The organism is Pseudomonas sp. IT-P44, assembly GCF_949768225.1.
Lineage (GTDB): Bacteria > Pseudomonadota > Gammaproteobacteria > Pseudomonadales > Pseudomonadaceae > Aquipseudomonas > Aquipseudomonas migulae.
Genome location: NZ_CATKQM010000012.1, coordinates 45,589 through 70,912, shown reverse-complemented (window position 1 = coordinate 70,912; position 25,324 = coordinate 45,589). Strand labels below are relative to the sequence as shown.

Genomic DNA, 25,324 nt, shown 5'->3' with positions numbered 1-25,324 from the left:
AGAATGCATATGAAAAACATCCTGCACAGACTCGGATTGTCGCTCCCACAACTCGGGGCGCTGACCATCCTGGCATTGCTCGGCACCGCGTTGCCCGGCGCCGCCCAGGCTACCACCGCACCGCTGCCGGGCAAGGTGTTCAAGGATTGCCGCAACTGCCCGGAAATGGTGGTGCTGCCCGCCGGCACCTTCACCATGGGCACGCCGGAGGGTGAAGTCGGTCGCGAACCCGATGAAGGCCCGATGCACGAAGTGACGTTCGACAAGCCGTTCGCCATGAGCCGTTACCAGATCACCGCCGGCGAATGGGACCAGTACCTGAAAGAAACCGGGATCACCATCCCCGACGGCGATACGCGCCCCGGCCGCGAGTGCATCAACAGCAAGCCGCGTTATCCACAAAGCCCGCGTCAGCCGGCGGTGTGCATGAACTTTGCCGAGGTCAGCGCGTATGTCGCGTGGCTGTCCCTCAAGACCGGCCAGCACTACCACATCGTCAGTGAGGCCCAGCGCGAATACGCCGCCCGTGCCGGTTCAACGGGGCCGTTCCCGTTCCCGTTCGATGAAGGTACCGAGTACAGCATCGCCACCCATGCCAATACTTACGGGCCAACCGACGGCTACAGCTACACCTCCCCGGCCGGCAGCTACCCGCCGAACGCCTTCGGCATGTATGACATGCACGGCAACGTCTACGAGTGGATCGCCGACTGCGAACACAGCGATTACGTGGGCGCCCCCACCGACGGCAGCGCGTGGGTCGAACCCAACTGCGAAGCCTTGCAGATTCGCGGCAATGACTGGGGCGAAGCGCCGGTGTTCTCGCGCTCCGGCAACCGCAACAACATCTACCCGCAAACCCGTGGCGACTGGATCGGTTTCCGCGTCGTGCGTGATCTGCCGTCCAAAGGCTGACACCCCTTCCCCCCGGCCGCCACCAGTCGGCGGCCGTCTAAATTAAACACCTGACCACACGTTCTACTGGGTATCTGCCTCAAGACCCAAGGAACCCTCTACTCATGACCCAGCCTACGCGCGGTGCAATTCATGAATTGTTCACCCTCCTGAAACCGTTCCGGCTGGTGGTCAGCCTGTCGATCATTCTGGGCATGGTGGGCGGTCTGAGCGTGACGGTGTTGCTGGCCACGATCAACAATGCCCTGCATTCGGAAAGCGGCCTGACCCAGGGCGTGGTCGCACTGTTCGGCGGCCTTTGCCTGTTGGCGCTGGCGAGTTCGATCTGCTCGGACATCGGCACCAACTATGTCGGCCAGCACATCATCGCCAAGCTGCGCAAAGAGCTGGGGGAAAAGGTGCTGTCGGCGCCCATCGAACAGATCGAACGCTATCGCAGCCACCGCTTGATCCCGGTGCTGACCCATGACGTCGACACCATCAGCGACTTCGCGTTTGCCTTCGCACCGCTGGCCATTTCCCTGACCGTGACCCTGGGCTGCATGGGCTACCTGGCCCTGTTGTCGTGGCCGATGTTCCTGATGATGGTGCTGGCGATTGCCATCGGCACCGGCATCCAGTTCTACGCACAGGGCAAGGGCATCAAGGGCTTCATGGCCGCCCGTGACGCCGAAGACGAATTGCAAAAGCACTACAACGCCATCGCCGGTGGCGCCAAGGAACTGCGCGTTCACCGTCCGCGCCGCCAGCGCATGTTCACCTCGGGCATTCAGGGCACGGCGGATTTCATATGCAACACCCAGGTGCGCTCGATCAATACCTTCGTGATCGCCAAGACGCTGGGGTCGATGCTGTTCTTCGTGGTCATCGGCCTGGCGCTGGCCCTGCAATCGTTCTGGCCCAGCGCCGACAAGTCGGTGATGAGCGGCTTCGTCCTGGTGCTGCTGTACATGAAAGGCCCTATCGAGCATCTGGTCGGCACCTTGCCGGTGGTCAGCCGGGCGCGGATTGCCTTCCGCCGCATCGCCGAACTGTCGAGCCGGTTTTCCTCGCCCGAGCCGCACTTGCTGCTCAACGACACCGGCAAAAAACCGGCCGTGGTCAACAGCCTGCAACTGGACAACGTCAGCTATGCCTTCCCGGCCGCACCGGGCAGCGAAGCGTTCCGCCTGGGGCCGGTGAACCTGACCATCGAACAGGGCGACATCATTTTCATCGTCGGCGAAAACGGCTGCGGCAAGACCACGCTGATCAAGTTGTTGCTGGGGCTTTATGCGCCGCAACAAGGCGCAATCCTGCTCAACGGCGAAGGTGTCGATGCGCAGAACCGTGACGACTACCGCCAACTGTTCACCACGATTTTTGCCGACTACTACCTGTTCGATGACGTGGTGCAGGGCGATCAGCACATTCCCGAAGACGCCAACAAATACCTGCAACGCCTGGAAATCGCGCACAAGGTCAGCGTCAAGGACGGCAGTTTCACCACCACCGACCTGTCCACCGGCCAGCGTAAACGCCTGGCACTGGTCAATGCCTGGCTGGAAGAACGCCCGGTACTGGTGTTTGACGAATGGGCGGCCGACCAGGACCCGACCTTCCGCCGGATCTTCTACACCGAGCTGCTTCCGGACCTGAAGCGCCTGGGCAAAACCATCATCGTCATCTCCCACGACGACCGCTATTTCGACATGGCCGATCAGTTGGTTCGCATGGAATCGGGCCGTGTGGTGACGGAGCGGGCGACCGCCTGAGCAGCGTTGAATCCATATACCTCGACGATTTTCGGAGTTTGTTTTCCGGTTTCGTCGGGGTGATGCGTCTAATAATAATTATCATTAACTAAAAAATCTGCACACCTTAGGAGCGATTTGAGCAATGCAAAGCCCTACCCTGTCCCGCGCGCCGTTGGCACTGGCCATCGCGCCGCAAAAGAAATTCCGAACAGTCGTACCGGGTGCGTTGCTGACCCTGTTGCTGCTGGGCACCTCTCAGGTCCAGGCCGCGCCGGTGAACGTCAACGTGCCTGCGCAATCGCTGGCCAGCGCGCTGCAGCAACTGGGTCAACAGACCGACCTGCAGATTCTGTACAGCCAGGACATGGTCAACGGCCTCAAGTCCACGGCGGTTTCCGGCAATCTGGAACCGGAACAGGCATTGAATACGTTGCTGCTGGGGAGCGGCATTACGTTTCAACTGACTGGCAACACCGTTTCGCTGATTCCGGTCGCGGGTAACTCCAGCGCGCTGCAACTGGGCGCGACCGCCATTTCCGGCGTAGCGCCGGGGCCTACCACCGAAGGCACGCATTCCTACACCACCGATCAAGTGAGCATCGGCAAGGGCAACATCAAGCTCAAGGACATCCCGCAGTCGGTGTCCGTCGTCACGCGCCAGCGCATGGACGACCAGAACATGAACAGCCTGCAAGACGCGATGCGCCAGGTCACCGGCGTCACCATCAAGACGTACAACTCCGGCTCCAGCCTGAACGACGTCTACATGCGCGGCTTCCTCGTCGACCAGGTGCAGGTTGACGGCGTATCGCAACCGACCGGCCAGGGCGACATGGGCACCAGCTTCGACCTCGCGATGTACGATCGTGTCGAAGTGTTGCGCGGCCCGTCGGGCCTGTATCAAGGCGCTGGCGAACCCGGCGGTACGATCAACGTGGTGCGCAAGCGCGCCCTGAACAAATTCGCCCTCGGCGGCGAGCTGGGCGCAGGTTCCTATGACCACTACCGTTCGATGGTGGACGTCACCGGTCCGTTGAACGATCAAGGCACCGTGCGCGGTCGCTTCATCACCGCTTACGAAAACAACAAATCCTACGTCGACTCTGCCCAGAACGAACGCCCGATGGTGTACGGTCGCTTGGAATTCGACCTCGCCCCATCTACCACCCTGTCGGTGGGCGGCGCCTACCAGCAAAACCACTCCACCCCGGCGTTCGGCTTGCCGGCCTTTGCCGACGGCAAGTTGCTGGACGTGCCGCGCTCGACGTTCGTCGATGCCAAGTGGAACACCCTGAACGAGAAAGTCTGGGAGTCCTTTGCCGAGGTCGATCACGCGCTGGACAACGGCGGTCAGTTCAAGACCACCGTCACCTACCGCGACGCAGAAACGCCACAGCGTAACTTCACCTGGGCCGACGGTACCGTCGATCCGGCTACCGGCGACAGCTCGGCCGTGGCGTACGACTACTACACCCACATCAAAACCATCGGCGTCGACAGCTTCGTCACCACGCCATTCGAATTCGCGGATCGCAGACACGAGTTCACCGTGGGCGCCGAGTACCAGCACCTCGACAAAGACTTCGAATACGGTGGCGGCGAGTACTTCCCGATCAACGTCTACAACCCGGGCAGTATCGATATTCCCAAGAACGACTACGAGCGCAACAACGGTAACTGGTCCAAATCCGACCAGTACGGCCTCTATACCCGCGCCAAGTTCAACGTCACCGACTGGCTCGACGTGGTTGGCGGCAGCCGCGTGACCTGGTACGAAAGCGACGCGAAGAACGCCAACGCCTTCTTCAACAGCTTCGGCGAAGCCCACACCAGCATCAACCGCAAGGTCGTGCCTTACGGCGCCATCATCGCCAAACTGACCCCGGAACTGTCGGCCTACGCCAGCTACACCGGCGTGTTCAAGCCACAAAGCGAGCTCGACAGCGACAACACGCCCATCGGACCGCGTAAAGGCAAGCAATATGAAGTCGGCCTCAAGCGCGAGTTCTACGACGGCCGCCTGAACGCCAGCATCGCGATGTTCCGCATCTACGATGAAAACCGTGCTCAATTCAACGCCGACACCGGTGGAAACGAAGCACAAGGCAAGGCGCGCAGCCAGGGCTGGGAAACCGAGTTGAGCGGTAACCTGACCGACAACTGGAGCATCGTCACCGGTTACGCCTTCACCACCACCAAATTGTTGAAATCTGACGACGCGACCGAAGGCAGCACTTTCAGCACCATCACGCCGAAGCACAACTTCAACCTGTGGACCAAATACGAATTCGCCGACGGCCCGCTCAAAGACTTCAGCGTCGGCGGCGGCGTGCGCGTAGTCAGCAAGACCTGGTACCAGCGTGAAGTACGCTTCGAACAAAGCGGCTACGGCATCGCCACCGCGCAGGTGGGCTACAAGTTCAACGAGAACCTGTCGGCGACACTGACCGGCAACAACCTGTTTGATAAAAAGTACTACGATCGAGTGGATGCTTCGTGGGGGACTAACTTCTATGGCGATCCGCGTAATCTGACGTTGACGTTGCGGGCTAATTATTGATTGCTGTGCAGGTTAAATGCTGAACAAAACCGGGCCGTTTGCGGCCCGGTGTTGTTTTTGAAGGTTGGATGTGTTGGAGCGGGATAAACCCTGACAGAGGGAAAGTGCTTTTTCCACGACAATCAATTAGTTACAGGAGCGCTTTTATCTATCTTTCCGTAGTAAGTAGCAGTCAAGTCTTCATGCTCGCTGATCAGTTTGAACAATTTATCTCGCGTATCAAAAAGTTTTTCAGCCACGTCTTCGTTCTCCATCTTCAATGACAACTTGAACACAGCCTCGCAATAAAGAAGAATCGCGTTTGTAGCCAAATAATAGGCAAACGATGTTTTTTCAGCGTTGTAGCTGTTAAACATCTTCTGCCTGAATGGAACAGGCACAAACTCAACGTACGTGAGATTGTAAACATCTTCAGAAAACCCGTGCACGGCATTAGACGAAGGTGCGAATAACACATGATAAAGATTTTCGATTCCGACAGCTCTGAAGCGAGCACGCGCGTCAGGCCACCCTTTCACATTCGGGTCGTTGAAAAACGACAGAAAGGTTTTGGCTGTCTTTAGCGTTTCGAGAAAGGTGCTCGCTCGGTCTTCGGCAACACTATCCTTCTCAAGAACTGAATACTTAAGCCATTTCTCTCCTCTTTCCCGAGAAGATGTCACATAACTTTTTAGCAGAGATTTAGCTCTTAACGTATCGTCCTCGCCACAGATATACATAACATTAATTGCGTTTTCGATAGCAACCCTGGACAAGGCTTCCACTGAAGAATACAACCCCTTCGACAACGACGATATCAGGCTATTATTAAGATCTTCTAAAATCTCCAGAAGGCTTTGCGCCTGAATTTTAATCAGGAATGGAAGCGGGTTATCACGCCCCACATGTAAACCCTCGACATTCCCGGCAACTTCCTTGAAGTACATCTCCAGGTTCTCAAGGTGATTTTTATGTTCAAGATGTTCCTCTGAAAATTTTTGCAGGTGATCGATAAAGTCTTGTTCTTCACTCATCATTGATTCCCCAAGCAACGGTTTTCAAATTGATTCTTTGCAGAGCAGATACGTGAACTACTGCTCCAACCCCATTTCCATGATGATCGTGCGCTCGGCACCGTGAAATTCGTCTCGGACTTTTTTGAAGCCGAGTGAGGCGTAAAAGCCTTCGGCGGTGATTGAAGAAGGAACGCGCAGAAGTTTGACTCCGCCGCTGACGGCGGCTGACTGGATCATCGCCATCACCTGCTGTCCGATACCCTGCCCTTGATGGGAGGGGTTGACGAACACACTTCGAACAACGTCCTGATCAAGGCTAGCGGTTGCAACGATGTGATCGTCGATTGTTGCCACGTAGACCTGACGCTGAGTCAGCAAGCGAAGGATGGCTTGCGGAGAGAAGCTTTGTTCCACCTGTTCGATGATCGCTGGCATGTAGTCCCGGGCATTGGTTTCACGTAGTGCGCCAATCACGACCCGGCTTATGGCGATTGCGTCTTCGCGTGTGGCGATTCGGATCAGGCAATCCATTTGAGTAAAATCCATCCGAGTGGTCGACTGATCGTAAAGGGGTGCACCCAGCCTAGTAGAAATCGTAGTAAAGCACCCATTCCCCCGTACTTTTGCTCTTCCAGAACATCAGGCTCCCGCAATCCACCACGTTCAGGTTGATTTTCGTGTCGGAGGAAATCTGGAACACGAATTCAAAATCATCACCGAGGTCCACGCCGGACTGGCAGAACGAGGGGTAGCCGCCAATCTTGTGTTCGTAGGTGTGAGTCACGAGGTCTGAGTAGCTTTCTATCTCGCCTGTCCGCTGAAGGTTGCAAATTTCCTCTTCAAGGTCCGCCGGTGCGCCACCGCCATCCCACAGTGGAAAGTCCTCTGCGACCCGTTCGGCCAGCAACGGAAAGGGCTTGAGGTATGACCCTGCTACCGGCAGCTCTTTGCGGACAAGTACATCGTCAAATCCGTACTCCCTGATCAGCCAGTTGTTCCCCATCGGGTCCAATGCTTCCGGCAAGGGACTGGAAACAAACAAGGTAAGGACGCGAACGCCGTCCAGCGCCGGACTGTTAAACGGCAGGCTGGTGAGGTGGAATTGTGCAAAGGGATGCAGTTCAGCTCCGGCGTCGTTTCTCGGGACGCCTTCATCCGGGCGAAACAGGAATACGTTTCCAAGCCAGCTTTCGTCATCCGTATGGGTGGGACGAAATCCGCCGGCGATGAATTTTGTAGCGGGTCTGGCCAAGCGTCTTTTGATTTCCTGGATGTTCATACCGGTACATCACTCCATTGCCAACTGCAGGGAGCCACAACGCTATACGGCGAACGTCCGAGCGCCAACCCTAAAAAGATGTCGGAAATTTCCCCGGAATTTTCGCGTTTTACCTTGGGTGTAGGAAGCCGGTGAATGGCGCGGTAGGCGGTCAGTCAGACCGCGTCATCGTTTATCGCCAGCAAGCCGGCTCCTACAGGAATTGCGTAGGTTGTAGGAGCCGGTTTGCTGGCGATGCGGGCGACACGGTTTGTCTGATTCACCGCGGTGGGGCCATCGCCGGCAAGCCGGCTCCTACAGGAATTGCGTAGGTTGTAGGAGCCGGCTTGCTGGCGATGCAGGCGACACGGTTTGTCTGGTTCACCGCGGTGATGCCATCGCCAGCAAGCCGGCTCCTACAGGAATTGCGTACGTTGTAGGAGCCAGCTTGCTGGCGATGCAGGCGACACGGTTTGTCTGATTCACCGCGGCGGGGCCATCGCCGGCAAGCCGGCTCCTACAGGAATTGCGTAGGTTGTAGGAGCCGGCTTGCTGGCGATGCAGGCGACACGGCTTGCCTGATTCACCGCGGTGGGGCCATCGCCGGCAAGCCGGCTCCTACAGGAATTGCGTAGGTTGTAGGAGCCAGCTTGCTGGCGATGCAGGCGACACGGTTTGTCTGATTCACCGCGGTGGGGCCATCGCCGGCAAGCCGGCTCCTACAGGGATTGCGTACGTTGTAGGAGCCGGCTTGCTGGCGATGCAGGCGACACGGTTTGTCTGATTCACCGCAGGGGGCCATCGCCGGCAAGCCGGCTCCTACAGATCACGCATCAACCCAGGCTTTCAGTGATCTGCGCCGCCAGCTGCTCCAGCATCGCGGGTACTTCCTGGACCATCTCCCCCATCCGTGCGAAGTCGTGGGTCATTCCGGCTTTCACGTCCAGCACTACGGGTTGTCCGGCGGCACGCAATTTTTCGGCCCAGGCCAGGCCTTCATCCAGCAGCGGATCGTATTCGGCCAGCCACAGCACCGTTGGTGTCAGCCCTTGCAGGGTCTCGGCGAACAACGGGGAAAAGCGCCAGTCGCGGCGATCATCGGCACTGCGTTGATACTGCTGATAGAACCATTCCAGCGTGGTCGCTTCCAGCAGGTAGCCTTCAGCGAAACGTGCAAGCGACGGGCGTTTTTCCACGGCGTCGATCACCGGGTACAACAGCACTTGCAGCCGTGGCGTGAGCAGCCAGGCCTGTGGGTCCTGGGCGATAGCAATCGACAAGGACGCCACCAGGCTGCCGCCGACGCTGTCTCCCGCCAATGCGATACGTGCCGGGTCCAGCCCGAGGGCACCGGCGCCGGTGGTGGCGAGCCAGCGCGTCACATCCTCGGCATCCTCGTAGGCAACGGGAAAACGGTGTTCCGGGGCCAGGCGATAATCCGCCGACAGCACCGCAAAACCACCCGCCAGCGCCAGTCGGCGGCACAGGGTGTCGTGGGAATCGAGGCTGCCGACCACGTAACCGCCGCCATGGAAATACAGCAGCACCGGGCGCTCCTGCGTGCCCAGCGACGGCCGAGCGTAGAGGCGCGCATTGAGCAGATGGCCGTCGCGGGCCGGAATGCTGACCGCAGTCACGGTCAGCGCTCCCATCGGTGCGGCGTCGAGCAGCTGCGAGGTTTGTTCGAATTGCTGGCGCGCTTCGGTCGGGTCCAGCTCGTGCATGGGCAGGCTTTTGCCGGTGAGGCGGCCGAACTCGGCCAGCTCTAGAAAACCTTCGATGTCCGGGTGCAGTGCCATGGGCGGTGGTCTCCAAAAAATAAAAAAGCTCGCCCTATAAACGAACCGTGAGGGCCGTTCATTAGGGCGAGCTTGTTTTGGCGCGGTAAAACCTTAGTCCTGCGCCACCACCTCGCGACCAAGTGCTGTCACCACGGCACTTAGGCATTCATCCCGTTGCAGGATATCGAAGTGGCTGGCGGCGACGGTTTGCACTTTGCGCAGCCGTGGTTGCTGACGCTCCAGCGTCGCGCGTTCGGCCGTCGGGTTGCCATCGGCCCACCAGCAGCACAGTTCGGCGCGCGGCAGCGGCAAGGTCTCGACCTGCCGCGACAGCGCCTTCAAGCGCGTGCTGACCATGAACGTCTGCGCCAACTCATCGGCACCCAGCAATGCGTAACCGCTGGCCTGCTCGCCTTCGGTGTCGATCACCGTGCGAATGATCCGCGCGACAGCGTCCTGATCACCCGTGGTTTCGACACTCAATGCCTGGGCAATGGCTTCGCTGTCCATGCTCAAGGTTGCACCGAGGAACTCGCGCAGGTCCGCCCGCCACTCATCAACACTGGCGACAGCGTTGGCCTGGGTTGGCACAAAGCTGTCCACCAGGCCGACGAATGCCACACGCTGGCCCTGCTGTTCAAGCAGGTCGCCGACCATCAACGCCAACGCCCCGCCCAACGACCAGCCCAGCAAGTGATACGGGCCTTGCGGTTGCTTGCGACGGATCGCCTCGATGTAGTCCGCAGCCATTTGCTGCAGCGAAGTGTCGTGCCACTGGCGGTCGAGCAGCATGCGGCATTGCACGCCGTACACCGTGCGCTGGCCTTCCAGTCGACGGGCCAGCGGTTCGTAGTCGAACACCGTGCCGAACCCGGCGTGCAGGCAGAACAGCGCTGGCTGATCGTCCACCGGCTGGTTCAACAGCAGCAACGGTTCCGGGCTCTGTTTGAGCGGTTGTTCATCGACACCGGACAACCCGGCGATGGTCGGTTTGGCCATCATGTCGCGCAGTTTCAACTGGAAGTCCGGCTGATTCAGCGCCCGAACCTTCGAGATCACCTTGAGGGTGCGCAGCGAGTCGCCGCCCAACTCGAAGAAGTTGTCGGTGATGCCGACTTTGTCGACGCCCAGCACTTGCTGCCAGATCTCGGCCAGCGCCCACTCCAGCGGCGTGCGCGGGGCCACGTAGTCGCGGCCCTCGAAGGTCGGGTCGGGCAAGGCCTTGCGGTCGAGCTTGCCGTTCGGTGTCAGCGGGAAACGCGGCAACACCACGACCTGCGTCGGCACCATGTAATCCGGCAGGCTTTCACGCAGGGCCGCCTGGCAACGCAGGCCCAGGCCGTCGTCTTCAGCCGCGACCACATAGCCAATCAGTTGCGGCCCCTGCCCGCCGTCACGCACCACCACCAGCGCGTCATTGACCCCGACTTGCTCGCGCAGACGAGCTTCGATTTCGCCCAGTTCGATGCGGAAGCCGCGCACTTTGACCTGATGGTCGATGCGCCCCACGTAATCGAACACGCCATCCTCGCGGCGGCGCACCAGGTCACCAGTGCGGTACAGACGACCACCGTCGCGGCTGAACGGGTCGGCAACAAAACGCTCGGCGGTTTGCCACGGGTGACGGTGGTAGCCGCGCGCAACGCCACGGCCACCGATGTACAGTTCGCCGACCATGCCCACCGGCAACGGATTGAGGTCCATGTCCAGCACATGCAGGCTGCGGGTGCCGACGCGGCGGCCAATCGGCGCATACATCGCCTCGCAGTGACCGTCGGCAGCGATTTTCCACAGCAGCGGCGTAACCACGGTTTCCGTCGGGCCGTAACCGTTCACCAGGTATTGCGGTTTGAGCGTGTGCTTGACCCGTTCGAACGTGGCGTCCGGCACCGCATCGCCACCGAAGCAATAGATGCGCACCGGCGGTGGGTTGCCGCCCTGCAACTCGGCGTGTTCGGCCAGTTGCAGCAAGTACGCCGGCGGGAAGCAGGCGACGGTGATCCGCTGGCGATGCAACACCGCCAGGGTCTGCTCGGCGGTCCACAAGGTGTTGTCACGCACCACCAGGGTCGAGCCGCTGATCAGCGCGGTGATCCAGCGTTCATGGGCACCGTCGAAGGCGAACGACATGAAATGCAGTTCGCGATTGGCCGGGTCCATTTCGTACAGCTCGGCGATCGCCTGCACGTGCATGCTCAACGGCCCGTGGGCCACGGCCACGCTTTTCGGTTTGCCGGTCGAGCCCGAGGTGTAAATCAGGTAGGCCAGTTGCTCGGCGTGTACGTTGTTTTGCGGCGCAGCCACCTCGACGTCGAGGCTCAAGCGATCCACGGCGACCATCGGCGTGCCCGGATTGAGTTGCGCCGTGTCACGCAAACGCTCCTGGGTCAGCAGCAAACGCATGTCGCTGTCGGCCATCATGTAGCGCAGGCGTTCCTGCGGATATTGCGGGTCCAGCGGCACATAAGCAGCGCCGCACTTCATCACCGCCAGCAGCGAAACCACCAGTTCCAGCGAGCGCTCCATGAACACGCCGATCACGTCTTCGGCCTGCACGCCCTGCTCCAGCAGGTGCACCGCGAGTGCGTCGGAACGACGATCCAGCTCGGCATAACTCAACTGTTCGGCGTCGCGGTCGGCGTAGCTGAGCACCAACGCGGTGTGCTCCGGTTGCAGCCGCGCTCGCTCGCGGATCAGCTCGTGCACCGGCCGTTCGTGGTCGTCGGCCAGCGTCGGCAGCTCGCCGTCCAGTTGCCGGCCTTGGTCCAGCGTCAGCAAACCGATCTCGCCCACGGCGCGCCCGGCGTTGTCGCACAGACGCTGCATCAGGCTTTCCATGTGGCTTCGCAGCACTTCGACGGTGGCGAGGTCGAACTGATCGCGCTGGTGCATGTATTCGATGCGTAGCCCTTCATCGAGGCTGACCATCAAGTCCATCGCAAAGCTGGTCAGGCCGAAGTCGGAGACGTCTTCGAAGCGCAGGGAATCGCCGTTCCACTCGCGCAACGTGCGGTCCACCGGCTGGTTTTCGAAAACGATGATGCTGTCGAACAGCGACTGCCCGCCCTGCCCGGCCCAGCGTTGAATGTCGCTGAGCGGGGTTTGCTGGAAGTCGCGGATGTCGAGGTTGTAGGCCTGGATCTCGCGTAGCCAGTCACCGACGCTCGCCTCGGTCGGCACGCTGTTGACCACCGGCAAGGTGTTGATGAACAGCCCGAGCATGTTCTCCGAACCGTTGAGGGTTTCCGGTCGGCCCGACACCGTGGCGCCGAACGTCACCGTGCGCTGGCCGGTATAACGCTGCAACAGCAGCAGCCACGCGGCTTGCACCAGGGTGTTGAGCGTGACTTGCTGTTGCTGGGCAAACGCCTGCAAACGTGCGGTCTGCTGCGCATTCAGGTGCGTGTAAATCGCGTGATAACCCGCTTGCGGCGCCTTCACCGGTAATGCGCGGGCCAGGTGCGTGGCGCCTTCGAGGGCATTGAGTTTGTCTTTCCAGAACGCTTCGCTGGCCTCGGCGACTTGCTGGCCGAGCCAGTCGATGTAGTCGCGATAGGCGGCCACCGGTTCCTGTGCGTCGCCACTGTAATGACGCAGCACTTCACCGATCAGGCGCGACACACTCCAGCCGTCCATGAGGATGTGGTGATAGGTCCAGATCAGCCGATAACGGTCGTCTTCCAGACGCACCAGCAGCAGGCGCAGCAACGGCGCACGGTTCAGCGAGAAGCCACGTTCACGTTCATCGCTGGCCAATTGGCGCACACGCTCGACCTGGTTATCCAGACCGCGCCAGTCCAGCTCGGTCAGCAGCGCCGGAGCGTTGCGCAACACCACTTGCAGCGGCTCCTTGTCGCCCTCCCACAGGAACGCGGTGCGCAGGATCGCGTGACGCTGCGCGGCGTCGGCCCAGGCCTCGCGGAAACGCGGACCGTCAACGCCACGCACACCCACTTCGATCTGATTGACGTACAGCCCCGAGTCGCCGTCCTGCACCGAGTGGAACAGCATGCCCTGCTGCATCGGCGACAGTGGATAAACGTCGTCCACCTCGTCTGCCGTCAATGCCAGCGCCTGATATTGCGCTTCGTTCAGTTCGATCTTCAGCGCCGGTGCAGCCACTACCGGCGCGGCTTCCTCGGCTTCCACAGCCTGGGCGACGGTCGCCAGTTCGGCGATGGTCGGGTGACTGAACACGTGCTTCGGCGAAATGCTCAGGCCGGCCTTGCGCGCGCGGCTGACCGCCTGGATCGACACGATGGAGTCGCCGCCCAGCTCGAAGAAGTTGTCCTGAATCCCGACCGGCACTTCGAACAGCGCCTGCCAGACCTCTTGCAACGTCGCCTCCACGGCATTGCGCGGCGCGATGTATTCACGAACCTGCTGATCGGGTTGTGGCAAGGCGCGGCGATCGAGCTTGCCGTTCGGCGTCACCGGCAGTTGCTCCAGCAACATCACATGGCTCGGTTGCATGTGCTCGGGCAGCGCGTTGCGCAGGTGCTGCTTCAGCCCGTCGAGCCCCAACGACTGGCCGACCACGTAAGCCACCAGTTGCTTGGATTTACCGACATCCAGCGCGATCACCACCGCCTCGCGCACCTGTGGATGTTCCAGCAGGCAGGCTTCGATTTCACCCAGCTCGATGCGCAAGCCACGGATCTTCACTTGATGGTCGATGCGGCCGACGTATTCGATCACGCCGTCCTCGCGATAACGCGCCAGGTCGCCGGTGCGATACAGCCGCTCGCCCTGTGCGCCGAACGGGCTGGCAACAAAACGCTCGGCCGTCAGGTCCGGACGGCGATGGTAACCCCGCGCCAGACCGATGCCGCCCAAGTACAGCTCACCGACGCAGCCCGCCACTTGCGGTTGCAGGCTGTCATCGAGAATGTAGGTCACCAGGTTGGCAATCGGGTAACCGATCGGCACGCTGATCGAGCCGTCATCGACGCACGTCCAGTGGGTCACGTCGATGGCCGCTTCGGTCGGCCCGTACAGGTTGTACAAACCGACGCCGGGCAGTACGCGGAACAGACTGTTCTGCAAATCCGCCGACAGCGCTTCGCCGCTGCACATGATCTGCCGCAGGCTGGCGCAGCGTTCAAAGCCTTCGCCCTGAACAAATGCCTGCAACATCGACGGCACGAAATGCAGGGTGCTGACCTGATATTGCTCGATCAAACGCACCAGTTGCGCCGGGTCGCGATGGGCACCCGGTTCGGCCACCGCAAGGCGCGCACCGACCATCAGCGGCCAGAAGAACTCCCACACCGACACGTCAAAACTGAACGGTGTCTTTTGCAGCACGGTGTCGCGACCGTCCAGCGGGTACGCACCCTGCATCCACTCAATGCGGTTGTACAACGCATCGTGACGGTTGGCCGCGCCCTTCGGTTTACCGGTGGAGCCGGAGGTGTAAATCATGTAGGCCAGCGATTGCAGCTCGACCACGCACGGCAGGTTTTCGTCGCTCAAGCCTTCGACCAGCTGAGCGCTGTCGTCCAGGCAGATCGCCGTGGTCCCGGCCGGAATCGGCAATTGCGCCAGCAGATGATGCTGGGTCAACAACACGTGCACGCCGCTGTCCTCGAACATGTGTTCCAGGCGCTCGCGCGGGTAATCCGGGTCCAGCGGCACGTAGGCGCCACCGGCCTTCATGATCGCGAGCAAACCGATCACCAGTTCCAGCGAACGCTCGGCGGCAATCCCCACCAGCACTTCGGCGCCGACCCCTTGGGCGCGCAGGTAGTGCGCCAGTCGGTTGGCCTGCTGGTTGAGTTGGCGATACGTCAGGCTCTGACCGGCAAACACCAACGCCTGGGCGTCCGGGGTTTTCAGTACCTGGGCTTCGAAGCACAGGTGGACCGGGCGCACGTCGGGCCAGGTCACGGCGGTGTCGTTGAAGCCTTGCACTTGCTGTGCGGTCTGCGCGGCGTCGAGCAGGCTCAGGCGACCCAAGGCTTGTTGCGGCTCACGGACCATGGCATCGAGCAACGCCACCAGACGCTTGCTCAGGCCGTCGATGGCCTCGGCGGTAAACAGCGCAGTGTCGTAATTGAAACGCAGGTCCAGGCACTCGCCCAGCTCGGCGGCGATGGCCAGCGGGAAACTGGTCTGATCGTGATTGCTGATGCCGGAGAACTTCAGCGCACTCGGATTACCGCCCTCCAGCGCCTCGGCGACCGGGTAGTTTTCGAACACCAGCAGCGTGTCGAACAATGCCTCGCCGGAATGCCCGGCCCAACGCTGCACATCCGCCAGTGGCGTGTATTCGACATCGCGCAGTTTGAGGTTCAGCGCCTGCACCTCGTCCACCCATTGGCTGACCGTGCGCTCGGGGTGCGGTGTGGCGATCACCGGCAAGGTGTTGATGAACAGGCCGACTTGCTGCTCTATGCCCTGCAACTCGCTTGGACGCCCCGACACCGTGGCGCCGAACGCGACGGTGCGTTGGCCGGTGTAGCGCTGCAACAGCAACAGCCACGCCGCTTGCAGCAAGGTGTTCGGTGTCACGCGGGCCTGACGGGCAAACCCGCTCAGGCGTTCGCTGGCCGCCCGGTCCAGGCTCAGGTGAACGGTGCAATGACCGTCACCCTGCCCTGCGACCGGTCCCGGCATCGCGCCGGCCAAACGGGTCGGCTCGTTGAACGCCTGCAACTGCTCCAGCCAGAACGCTTCGCACGCAGCGCGATCACGCCCGCCCAGCCACGTCATGTAATCACGATAACGACCGCCGCTCGCCACCGGCATCACACCGGAGTAACGCTGCAACACTTCGCCGAACAGCTGCGAGGTGCTCCAGCCGTCCAGCAGAATGTGGTGGTTGGTGAAGATCAGGTGATGGGTGTCGTTTGCAGTCTGTACCAGGGTCAGGCGCAGCAACGGCGCAGCTGTCAGGTCGAAACCGCGCAAGCGATCGTCTTCGGCCAGACGTTCCAGGGCGTGTGCCTGATCCGCTTCATTGCGCCAATCGAGCACGGTCACCGGCAACGTGGCGTTGGCCAGAATCACTTGCAGCGGACCCGAGCCATTGCTCTCGCTGAAGAACGCGGCGCGCAACACTTCATGGTTTTCCAGCGTCTGTTGCCAGGCGCTGCGGAACGCATCGACGTCAATGCCCTGCACGTCCACGCGCATTTGCGGGATGTAGGCACCGGCATCCGGGGCGAACAGGCTGTGGAACAACATGCCTTCCTGCATCGGCGACAGCGGGAAGATGTTTTCGATCTCACGCGCCGCCAGCGGCAGTGCATCGAGTTGCGCCTGATCGACGCGGACCAGCGGCACGTCACTCGGTGTCAGGCCACCGGCACCGCTCAGGCAGTGTTCGATCAGCTGTTGCAGTTCGCCAGCGTAGGCCTCGGCCAGGCGCTGCACGGTGTGCTCGGCAAACACGTCGCGGCTGAAGGTCCAGCTCAGGCGCAGTTGCCCGGCGTAGACCTGACCGTTAATGCTCAGGCCACGGTCCAGCGCGGCCGAAGCGCCCTGCTCGGCGCCACCGCTTTCACGGGCCGGGCGCCACGGTGCCTGCTCATCGAAGCTGGCATCGAACTGGCCCATGTAGTTGAAGGTGATTTGCGGTTGCGGCAGATCCTCAAGACCGGCCTGCGCCAGATACCGCAGGATGCCGAAACCGATGCCTTTGTCCGGCACGGCGCGCAGCTGTTCCTTGACCGCCTTGATGCTCTCGGCCAAATCGCTGGCCGGGGTCAACTTGACCGGGAAAATCGAGGTAAACCAACCCACGGTGCGAGTCAGGTCGATGTCGTCGAACAGGTCTTCACGACCATGACCCTCCAGTTTGACCAAGGTCGAAGGCTGGCCGGTCCAGTCCCCCAGCACCCGCGCCAACGCCGTCAGCAACAGGTCGTTGACCTGCGTACGGTACGCCGCTGGCGCGTCTTGCAGCAGTTGGCGGGTGAATGTGCTGTCGAGCACGGTTTCCACGCTCACGGCGTGTTGGTTGGCGAGGCTGCCTTGGGGATTATCGGCGGGCAGGTCCACCACCACGTCGTGGTATTGGCGCTGCCAGTAAGCGGCCTGACTCGCCAGCTCGGGACTTTGCGCATGCAGCTGCAAACGCGCCGCCCACGCTTGATAGGCGCTGGATTTGGCCGGCAGACGCAGGGGTTGAGCCTGACGCGCCTGGTCGTAGGCCGTTTGCAAATCTTCGAGCAACAGACGCCAGGACACACCGTCCACCGCCAAATGATGCACCACCAGCAGCAAGCGCTGACCGGCCGCGCCCATGTCCACCAGCAAGGCACGCAACAATGGGCCGTCATGCAAATTCAGGCTGGCCTGTGCGGCGTTGCAGTGCTCAAGCAATTCGTCGGCGTTCGCAGCCTGACGCTGCCACAGCAATTCGGCGCTGTTCCAGTGCTCGGCCTGAGCCTGTTGCCACACGCCATTCACCTGATGCAAACGCAGACGCAACGCGTCGTGATGTTCCAGCAACACGGCCAATGCCTGTTGCAGGCACGCGCTGTCCAGCGGCTCGCGAAGTTCCAGCAGTACCGATTGGTTCCAGTGGTCCCGGGCCTCGATGGCCTGCTCGAAAAACCAGTGCTGGATCGGTGTCAGCAGCACGTCGCCGCGCACCGGCCCCTGATCGATGACCAGACCGGCACTGCGCTGTGCGACCTTCGCCAGACTCTGCACGGTCTGGTGTTGAAACAGGTCACGCGGGGTGATGCGAATGCCGGCCTGACGCGCACGGCTGACCACCTGAATCGAGATGATCGAATCGCCGCCCAGTTCGAAGAAGTTGTCGTCGATCCCCACGCGCTCAAGCTTGAGCACGTCTTGCCAGATCGCCGCCAACTCGGCTTGCAGGTCGTCCACCGGTGCCGTGTAAACCTGTTGCGCCAGGGCAGCATCAGGCTTGGGCAACGCGTTGCGGTCGAGCTTCCCATTGCTGGTCAGCGGCCACTGATCAAGCTTGAGCAAATGCGCCGGCACCATGTAATCCGGCAGACCGGCCTGCAAATGTTCACGCAGCGCCTGACGCAAATCGGCGACGTCCTGGGTGACGGTGAACCAGGCGACCAATTGCTGACTGCCATTGATCTCGGGCGCCAGCACCAGCGCTTGTTCGATGGCCGGGTGACTTTGCAGGCGGTCCTGAATTTCCCCCAGCTCAATGCGGAAGCCACGAATCTTCACTTGATGGTCGATGCGTCCGGCGTACTCGATGCTGCCATCGGCGCAATAGCGCGCCAGATCGCCGGTGCGATACAGGCGTGCACCCGCCTCGGCGGCGAACAGGTCCGGGACAAACCGCGTGGCGGTCAGATCGGCGCGCTGGTGATAACCCCGCGCCAGGCCGGCGCCGCCGACGTACAGCTCGCCGACGCAGCCCTTGGCCACCGGGTTCAGGCGTGGGTCGAGCACGTACCAGCGCAGGTCGGCAATCGGCTCGCCCAGTGGCGAGCTGTTGGCGCCGTCGAGGTCGGCGCGGGACAACGGCCGGTACGTCACGTGCACCGTGGTTTCGGTGATGCCGTACATGTTGATCAGCAACGGCTGTTGGTCGTCGAACGCGTCGTACCACGGACGCAGGCTCACGACGTCCAGCGCCTCGCCGCCGAACACCACATAACGCAGGGCCATGCCCTGGGCATTGGCGCAGGCAAACGGCATCAACTGACGGAACGCCGACGGGGTCTGGTTGAGCACCGTGACCTGTTCATCGCACAGCAGGCGAGCGAACTCTTCCGGGGAACGGCTGATGGCGTGCGGCACCACCACCAGCTTGCCGCCGTAGAACAACGCGCCAAAGATTTCCCATACCGAGAAGTCGAAAGCGTAGGAATGGAACAGGCTCCAGACATCGTCCGCGTTGAAACCGAACCAGTGTTCGGTGGCGCTGAACAGACGGGTCAGGTTGCTGTGCGGCAACAAGGTGCCTTTGGGTTTGCCGGTGGAGCCGGAGGTGTAGATGACGTACGCCAGGTTTTCCGGGCAGGTCAGGTTCGGCAGGTTCTCGACGGACGCCTCATTCAGCCAGTCACTGGCGTGGTCGAGGCAAATCACTTCGATGCCTTCGGACAACGGCAAACGCGGCAGCAGCGCGGAATCGGTCAGCAGCAAGCGCGTGCCGCTGTCGGCCAGCATGTAGGCCAGACGATCCTGCGGGTATTCCGGGTCCAGCGGCACGTAGGCGCCACCGGCCTTGAGGATCGCCAGCACGCTGACGATCATTTCCAGCGATCGCTCCAGCGCGATCCCCACCAACACATCCGGCCCGACACCGCGCTCGCGCAGACGCTGGGCGATGCGGTTGGCCTGTTGGTTCAGTTGCGCGTAGCTGAGGGTCGCGCCGTCGCAGGTCACCGCGATGTTGTGCGGGTGCGCGGCGGCCTGAGCTTCGATCAGTTGATGCGCGCACAGCGTGTTCGTGGCCTGCGAAGCGGCGCTGCGGTTCCAGTCCAGCAACGTGGCGTGCTGCTCGACTGCGGCGAGCATGTTCAGGTCGGCCAAGGCGACCGAGCCGTCGGCACAGATCGCCTGCAACAGATTCAGCCAATGCTGGCCGAGACGCTCGATGGTCGAAGCGTCGAACAATTCGGTGGCATACACGAACGAGGCGTGGATGCCGTCGTCGCTCTCCACGGTGTCGAGCATCAGCTCAAACTTGGTGGTCTTTTCATCCCAGATCAGCGGCTCGACGCTCAGGCCCGGCAAGTCCCAGCGCTGTTCGCCGCCGGCATCGCGCTGGTGGTTGAACATCACCTGGAACAACGGCGTGTGGCTCAGGCTGCGTTCGACATCGAGCCCATCGACCAACTGTTCAAAAGGCAAATCCTGATGCGCCTGCGCGCCCAGTGCCGCCGTCTTGACCTCGGCCAGCAACTGCAAAAATGGCTGGTCGGCATGGGGCTGGGTACGCAGCACCTGGGTGTTGACGAAAAAGCCCAGCAGGTTTTCCACGTCCTGACGGGTACGGTTGGCAATCGGCACGCCGACGCGAATGTCCCGTTCGCCGCTGTAGCGATGCAACAGGGTTTGCAACGACGCCATCAACACCATGAACAGCGTGCAGCCTTCGCGACGGGCGAGATCTTTCAGAGCCGACGCCAGGGCCTCCGGCACGTTCAGCTCTACGCTGGCGCCCTGCTGGCTCGGGATCGCCGGGCGACGACGGTCGGCCGGCAGGTTCAACGGCGGGTGCTCGCGGCCCAATTGTTCACGCCAGTAAGCAAGCTGACGCTCGGCCTCGCCGGCCTCCAGCCACAGGCGCTGCCAACGGGCGAAATCGGCGTACTGAATGCTCAGCTCCGGTAGCTGCGGCGCTTGCCCGGCGCTGAGTTGCGCGTAGAGCTGGGTGAATTCCTGCAACAGAATCGGCAGCGAACCGCCGTCGGTGACGATGTGGTGGAACGTCAGCACCAGCACATGCTGCTGCGCGTCGAGGCGGATCAACCGGCAGCGCATCAGCGGGCCGTGCTGCAAGTCGAATGGCTGCTCGGCGTTGAGGCCGACCTGGCGATGCAGTTCTGCCTCGTCGGCGGCGTTTGCCTCGACCAGCGGCGCGCCCATCTGCGGGTGGATTTTTTGCAGCACCTGCTGCTCATCGAACACGAAGGTGGTGCGCAGTACTTCATGACGCTGCACCAGCGCAGCGAGGGTTTGTGCCAGCGCGGCGCGGTTCAGCTCACCGCTCAGGCGAAAGGCACCGGTCAGGTTGTACGCGGTCGCCTGCGGCTGCATCTGCCACAAAAACCACAAGCGCTGCTGCGCGTACGACGCCGGCAACGTGTCGACCGCCGGGGCCCTTGACGGGATCGGCAGCAGCTCAAGGGTCAGGCCTTGCGCGTGCATCTTTTCTTGCAAGGCACGCCGCGCGTCCAGGCTCAAGCCGCAGAAACGCTGGGCCAGGGTCATCATTCTGTCCGGTGCAGCACTCATCGCGTGTGTTCCTCATCCACTTCGTCGAACAACGCTTCCAGCGCGTCTACATCGTTTTCTTTGTGTTCACTGTGCTGACGGAACTGCTCGATTTCCGCCGCCAGACGTTCCAGGGTGTCGCCCTCGAAGAACAGCTTCAGCGGGATCGCCAGGTTCAGTTCTTCCTGAATCCGCGCACGAATCCGCGTTGCCAACAGCGAGTGACCGCCGAGTTCGAAGAAACTGTCGTGCACGCCGACCCGCTCCACGTGCAGCGCTTCGGCCCAGATCGCCGCCAGGACTTTTTCCAGGTCGGTGCGCGGGGCGACGAAGGCACTGCGGCGCACGTCGAGGTCGAGCAAGGCCTGGCGATTGAGCTTGCCGTTGGGCATCAGCGGGAAGCGTTCCAGCACCTGCAAGCGTGCAGGCTGCATATGCTCCGGCAGCGCTTCGCTGAGGTGGCTGCGTAATTCGTTGAGGCGGATGTCGGCGGTGTCGGCCGGGGAAATCACGAAGCCCAGCAGTTGCGGACCCGTCGGCGTTTCACGGGCGATGACGGCGGCGTCTTCGATGCCGGGGGCGCTGCGCATGGCGGATTCGATCTCGCCCAGTTCGATGCGGAAACCACGGATTTTCACCTGATGATCGACCCGGCCGAGGTACTCCAGCACACCATCGGCGCGGTAGCGTGCGAGGTCGCCGGTGCGGTACAGGCGTTGACCGGCCTGCTTCGCAAACAGGTCGGGCACAAAACGTTCGGCGGTCAGCGGGGCACGCTTGAGATAGCCACGGGCAATGCCGGCGCCGCCGACATACAGCTCACCTTCGACGCCCACGGCCACCGGCATCAGGTCCGGGCCCAGCACGTGAATGCGCATCCCCGGAATCGGCTGGCCAATCGGGATGGTGTCGTCATCCTGACCGAGCGGCAGTTCCCACGCCGAGCACCAGACTGTGCCTTCGGTCGGGCCGTATTCGTTGACCAGTGCCACTTGCGGCAAGGCCTCGCGATGTCGTGCGACCAGGGCGTTGCTGCACGCTTCGCCGGCCACGATCACGCACGCCAGGGCATGGCTGTCGAGGTGCTCCAGAATCTGTGCGTGGTAAGACGGCAAGGTCAGGTAGTGGGAAACCTCTTCACGCTGGATCAGCGCCGCCAGCAGCGCCGGGTCCTTGTAGCTGTCTTCGTCCGGCAGGCACAGGGTCGCGCCCTGCCCCAACGCCCAGAAAACCCCGGCCACCGAGCTGTCGAAGGAGAACGACGAGAGCATCAGGAACGCGCGCAACGGCTGACGATAGAACGCGCTGCGTGCAAGGGTCGAGGCCACCGCGTTGGCATGACTGATCATCACGCCCTTGGGCTTGCCCGTGGAGCCGGAGGTGTAAATCACGTACGCGAGATTGGCGCTGTCGCCCAGCGGGGCTGGCTGTTCCTGCGATGCGGACCAGACTTCGGCTTGCGCCATCAGCGAAATCACCCGCTCGCCGTGCAACGCTTCCGGCAGCGGCTGACAGGCCAGCACCTGACGCGCAGTGGCGTCCTGCAACATGAACGCCAGACGCTCGATCGGGTAGTTCGGATCGAGCGGCAGGTAAGCGGCGCCGGCCTTGAGTGTGCCAAGCAGTGCGATGACGATTTCCAGCGAACGCTGACCGTAGACCGCAACGATTTCATCCGGCGCCACGCCTTGGGCGCGCAGGGTATTGGCGACTTGGTTGGAGCGTACATCCAGTTCGGCGTAGCTCAGGCGTTGGCCATTGACGCTGACGGCGATGCGCTGCGGATGCAGGCGTGCCTGTTCGGTGAACAGGTCTTGCAGGTAGCGATGCGGCAGTGCCTGCTCGGCGGCCAGCGGGTTGAAGTCTTCGATCAAGCGGGTCAGTTGCACCGCGTTGACCTGAGTGGCCTGGCCCAGGGTCAGCTCGGGCGAGGTCAGCAACTGGCGGCTGAATTCGACAAACTGTTCCAGCCACGCCGCCAGCATCGACTCGGGCACCGCGCCGGCCAGGCACGACAACTGCAACTGTTCGCCTTGAACCCGCAGGCGCAGGACTTCCGGATTGGCATCGTCCACTTCGATGTTCACGTCGGCATCGGCCTGATACACCAGGCCATAACGCAGCGGCGTTGCGACTTCAGCGCTCAGTTCGAACTCGTTGAGGCAGTCGAGCCAGGACAGCGATTGCTCGACGTTGCCAGCAAACGAGGCCAGCGCTTGCGCCAGGGTTTCGTGGCTGCGGTGATCAAACGCTACTGGCAAACGGCGGGCGAAACGCCCCAGGGTCGCTTCGGTCTGCTCGTTGCGCCCCGCCACTTCCCAGCCCATCAGCAACTTTTCCTGATTGCCGATGCGCGCCACAAACGCGCTCCACAGCAACAACGCCACGCGCTGCGCTTCGACACCCTGAGCGGCGGCCACCCGTTGCACATCGGCCAGCCATGCCCCGTCGTCGAGCGTCGCCTGATGGCGTGCCAGCGTCACTCCAACGGCCTTTTCGAAAGGCAAACGATGGGCCTGCGCGAACTGCTGTTGCAGGTTGCGCCAGAACGCGGCGCCTTGATGGCCGATGTCTTCTTCGCGCAGTTCTTCCTGCCACGCGGTGTAATCCAGGTACTGCAAGTCTTCCTGATTGTCGGCCAGTGTTTCGCCGCGCAACAGGCTCGCCAGTTCCACTGACAGCACCCGCAGCGACGCTTCGTCGAGGCTGCTGGCCAGCGCCAGCAAGGTGACGAAATGCTGCCCGCCCGTGGTTTCCACTGACGCCACCACCAGCACCCGATCCGACGCCTCAGCCAGGGTTTCGCGGCTGCGACTCAGCGCCTCATCCAGCGAAGACACGCGCCCCAACAACACAACCGGCAACTCATCGCACAAGCTCTGTACCGGCCATTTCATCCCCGGCAGTCGGCGATAGACCGTGCGCAGGGTTTCATGGCGCTGGCCCAGCTCATCCAGTGCCGCACGCAATGCCTGCGCCTCCACAGCCTGGGCGACCGGCACGGTCAGGGCGGCGAACAGCGGCTGTCCGCCCAGTTCCTGAGCGCGCAAATAAAAGGCCTGCTGAGCCGAAGTCTGGAAAACGTCTACCGAAGGTTCGAGGGCGGTGGTGTTCATGTCGAGGGTCCTTATTCCTGATCCAGGTCGGCGCTTTTCTGCGCGATGGCCATGGCCGTGAGGATTTTTCTGTAGCCAGTGAATTCGTTGCGCGCATGCACGCTGAGGATGTTGTCCAGCAGGACCACGTCGCCCTTCTCCCAGGCGAACTCGACCATCACGTCGCGGTAGATGCCTTGCAGGTGGCGGATCACGTCATCGGGGATGGCCGAGCCGTCGCCGAAGAAGGTGTTTTGCGGCAGGTCCAGCGGGCCGAATTCACGCAGCAGGTTGTCGCGGATGCTGTCCGGCAGGGTCAGCGCGTTGAAGAAGGTGCCGTGGTTGAACCAGATGCGCTCGCCCGTCAGCGGATGGCGCACGATGGCCGGGCCGTTTTGCCGGGTGCGCAGACGATTGCCGGACTTCCACTCGGCCTGAATGCCGATCTTGGCGCAGTAGGCTTCGACTTCGCCGCGATCTTCGCTCTGGAACACGGTCTGCCATGGCAGCCCCATGCCGTCGCCGTAGTTGCGCACGTACATGATGCGTTTACGCTGAAACTCTTCGCGCACGGCCGGGTCGATCCGCGCGAGGATTTCGCGGGTGTCGCCGAACGGTGTTTCGCCGCCGGTGGTCGAGGGCGTGTCGCAGTAGAAGTACAGGTGACGCGGGAACACCGGCGAATAGGAATGCTCGTTGTGCGGGAAGATTTTCTCCGCCGCCGGGTAATCGGTGGAGCTGTAGATTTTGAACTGACCGGTGATCTGGGTCCGTGGCGAGGCGCGGAACAGGTACTCCAGGGCACCGTCGGAAATCGCCGCCACGCAGCGGTTGAATTCGGCGATGTCGGCCACCTGGAAGCCACGGAACAGAATCACCGCGTGATCAAGCAGCTTGCTTTCGATCAGGGCGCGATTCTCCGTCGCCCATTCCACCAGGCTCACACCAGGCACTGCCGGGCGACACACCAGCGGCATGCTGGCACCGTCGAACATCGGCGCAAAACTCACCAGCCGGGTCGGGTCGGTGGACAGGCTCTTGCGCGCACCGCGGCCGATTTTGGGAATGGACTTGGTGGTTGAAACAGTCATAAAC

General features: G+C 61.8%; 10 protein-coding genes. 3 read left to right on the top strand and 7 right to left on the bottom strand.

All coding sequences use genetic code 11. From position 1 onward, the window contains the following. Positions 1–9 precede the first annotated feature (9 nt). The 3 genes from ACM6IO_RS06755 (at position 10) to ACM6IO_RS06745 (ending at position 5,211) form a co-directional block, all read left to right on the top strand. Positions 10–915: a formylglycine-generating enzyme family protein gene (locus tag ACM6IO_RS06755; RefSeq protein WP_008032321.1), complete on the top strand. Its 906-nt coding sequence runs from the start codon at positions 10–12 to the stop codon at positions 913–915. Positions 916–1,019: 104 nt separating this feature from the next. Continuing rightward, positions 1,020–2,669, top strand: a complete 1,650-nt coding sequence (locus ACM6IO_RS06750; RefSeq protein WP_192228874.1) for a cyclic peptide export ABC transporter — start codon at positions 1,020–1,022, stop codon at positions 2,667–2,669. A gap of 124 nt (positions 2,670–2,793) precedes the next feature. Beyond that, positions 2,794–5,211: a TonB-dependent siderophore receptor gene (locus ACM6IO_RS06745; RefSeq protein ID WP_414911200.1), complete on the top strand. Its 2,418-nt coding sequence runs from the start codon at positions 2,794–2,796 to the stop codon at positions 5,209–5,211. A 122-nt stretch (positions 5,212–5,333) separates the two neighbouring features. Here the strand turns inward: ACM6IO_RS06745 and ACM6IO_RS06740 are convergent, their stop codons facing one another. The 7 genes from ACM6IO_RS06740 to ACM6IO_RS06710 form a co-directional block, all read right to left on the bottom strand. Further along, entirely contained in the window at positions 5,334–6,224 is an 891-nt protein-coding gene (locus ACM6IO_RS06740; protein ID WP_414911199.1) for a DUF5677 domain-containing protein, read from the bottom strand. Between the two features lie 57 nt (positions 6,225–6,281). After that, the gene (locus tag ACM6IO_RS06735; RefSeq protein WP_414911198.1) at positions 6,282–6,737 is read right to left on the bottom strand and encodes a GNAT family N-acetyltransferase; all 456 of its coding nucleotides are present in this window, start codon (positions 6,735–6,737) and stop codon (positions 6,282–6,284) included. 52 nt (positions 6,738–6,789) lie between these two features. Beyond that, positions 6,790–7,485, bottom strand: coding sequence for a DUF1963 domain-containing protein (locus tag ACM6IO_RS06730; protein WP_414911197.1), 696 nt, complete (start codon positions 7,483–7,485; stop codon positions 6,790–6,792). Between the two features lie 812 nt (positions 7,486–8,297). Then, positions 8,298–9,263: an alpha/beta hydrolase gene (locus ACM6IO_RS06725; protein ID WP_414911196.1), complete on the bottom strand. Its 966-nt coding sequence runs from the start codon at positions 9,261–9,263 to the stop codon at positions 8,298–8,300. A 93-nt stretch (positions 9,264–9,356) separates the two neighbouring features. After that, entirely contained in the window at positions 9,357–21,155 is an 11,799-nt protein-coding gene (locus tag ACM6IO_RS06720; protein ID WP_414911195.1) for an amino acid adenylation domain-containing protein, read from the bottom strand. Beyond that, a complete protein-coding gene (locus tag ACM6IO_RS06715; protein WP_414911194.1) occupies positions 21,152–24,250 on the bottom strand; it encodes a non-ribosomal peptide synthetase in 3,099 nt (1,032 codons plus the stop codon). The genes ACM6IO_RS06720 and ACM6IO_RS06715 overlap by 4 nt, the downstream gene beginning before the upstream one ends. 11 nt (positions 24,251–24,261) lie before the next feature. Beyond that, complete coding sequence (locus tag ACM6IO_RS06710) at positions 24,262–25,320, bottom strand: TauD/TfdA family dioxygenase (protein ID WP_008032309.1); 1,059 nt, start codon at positions 25,318–25,320, stop codon at positions 24,262–24,264. Positions 25,321–25,324 lie beyond the last annotated feature (4 nt).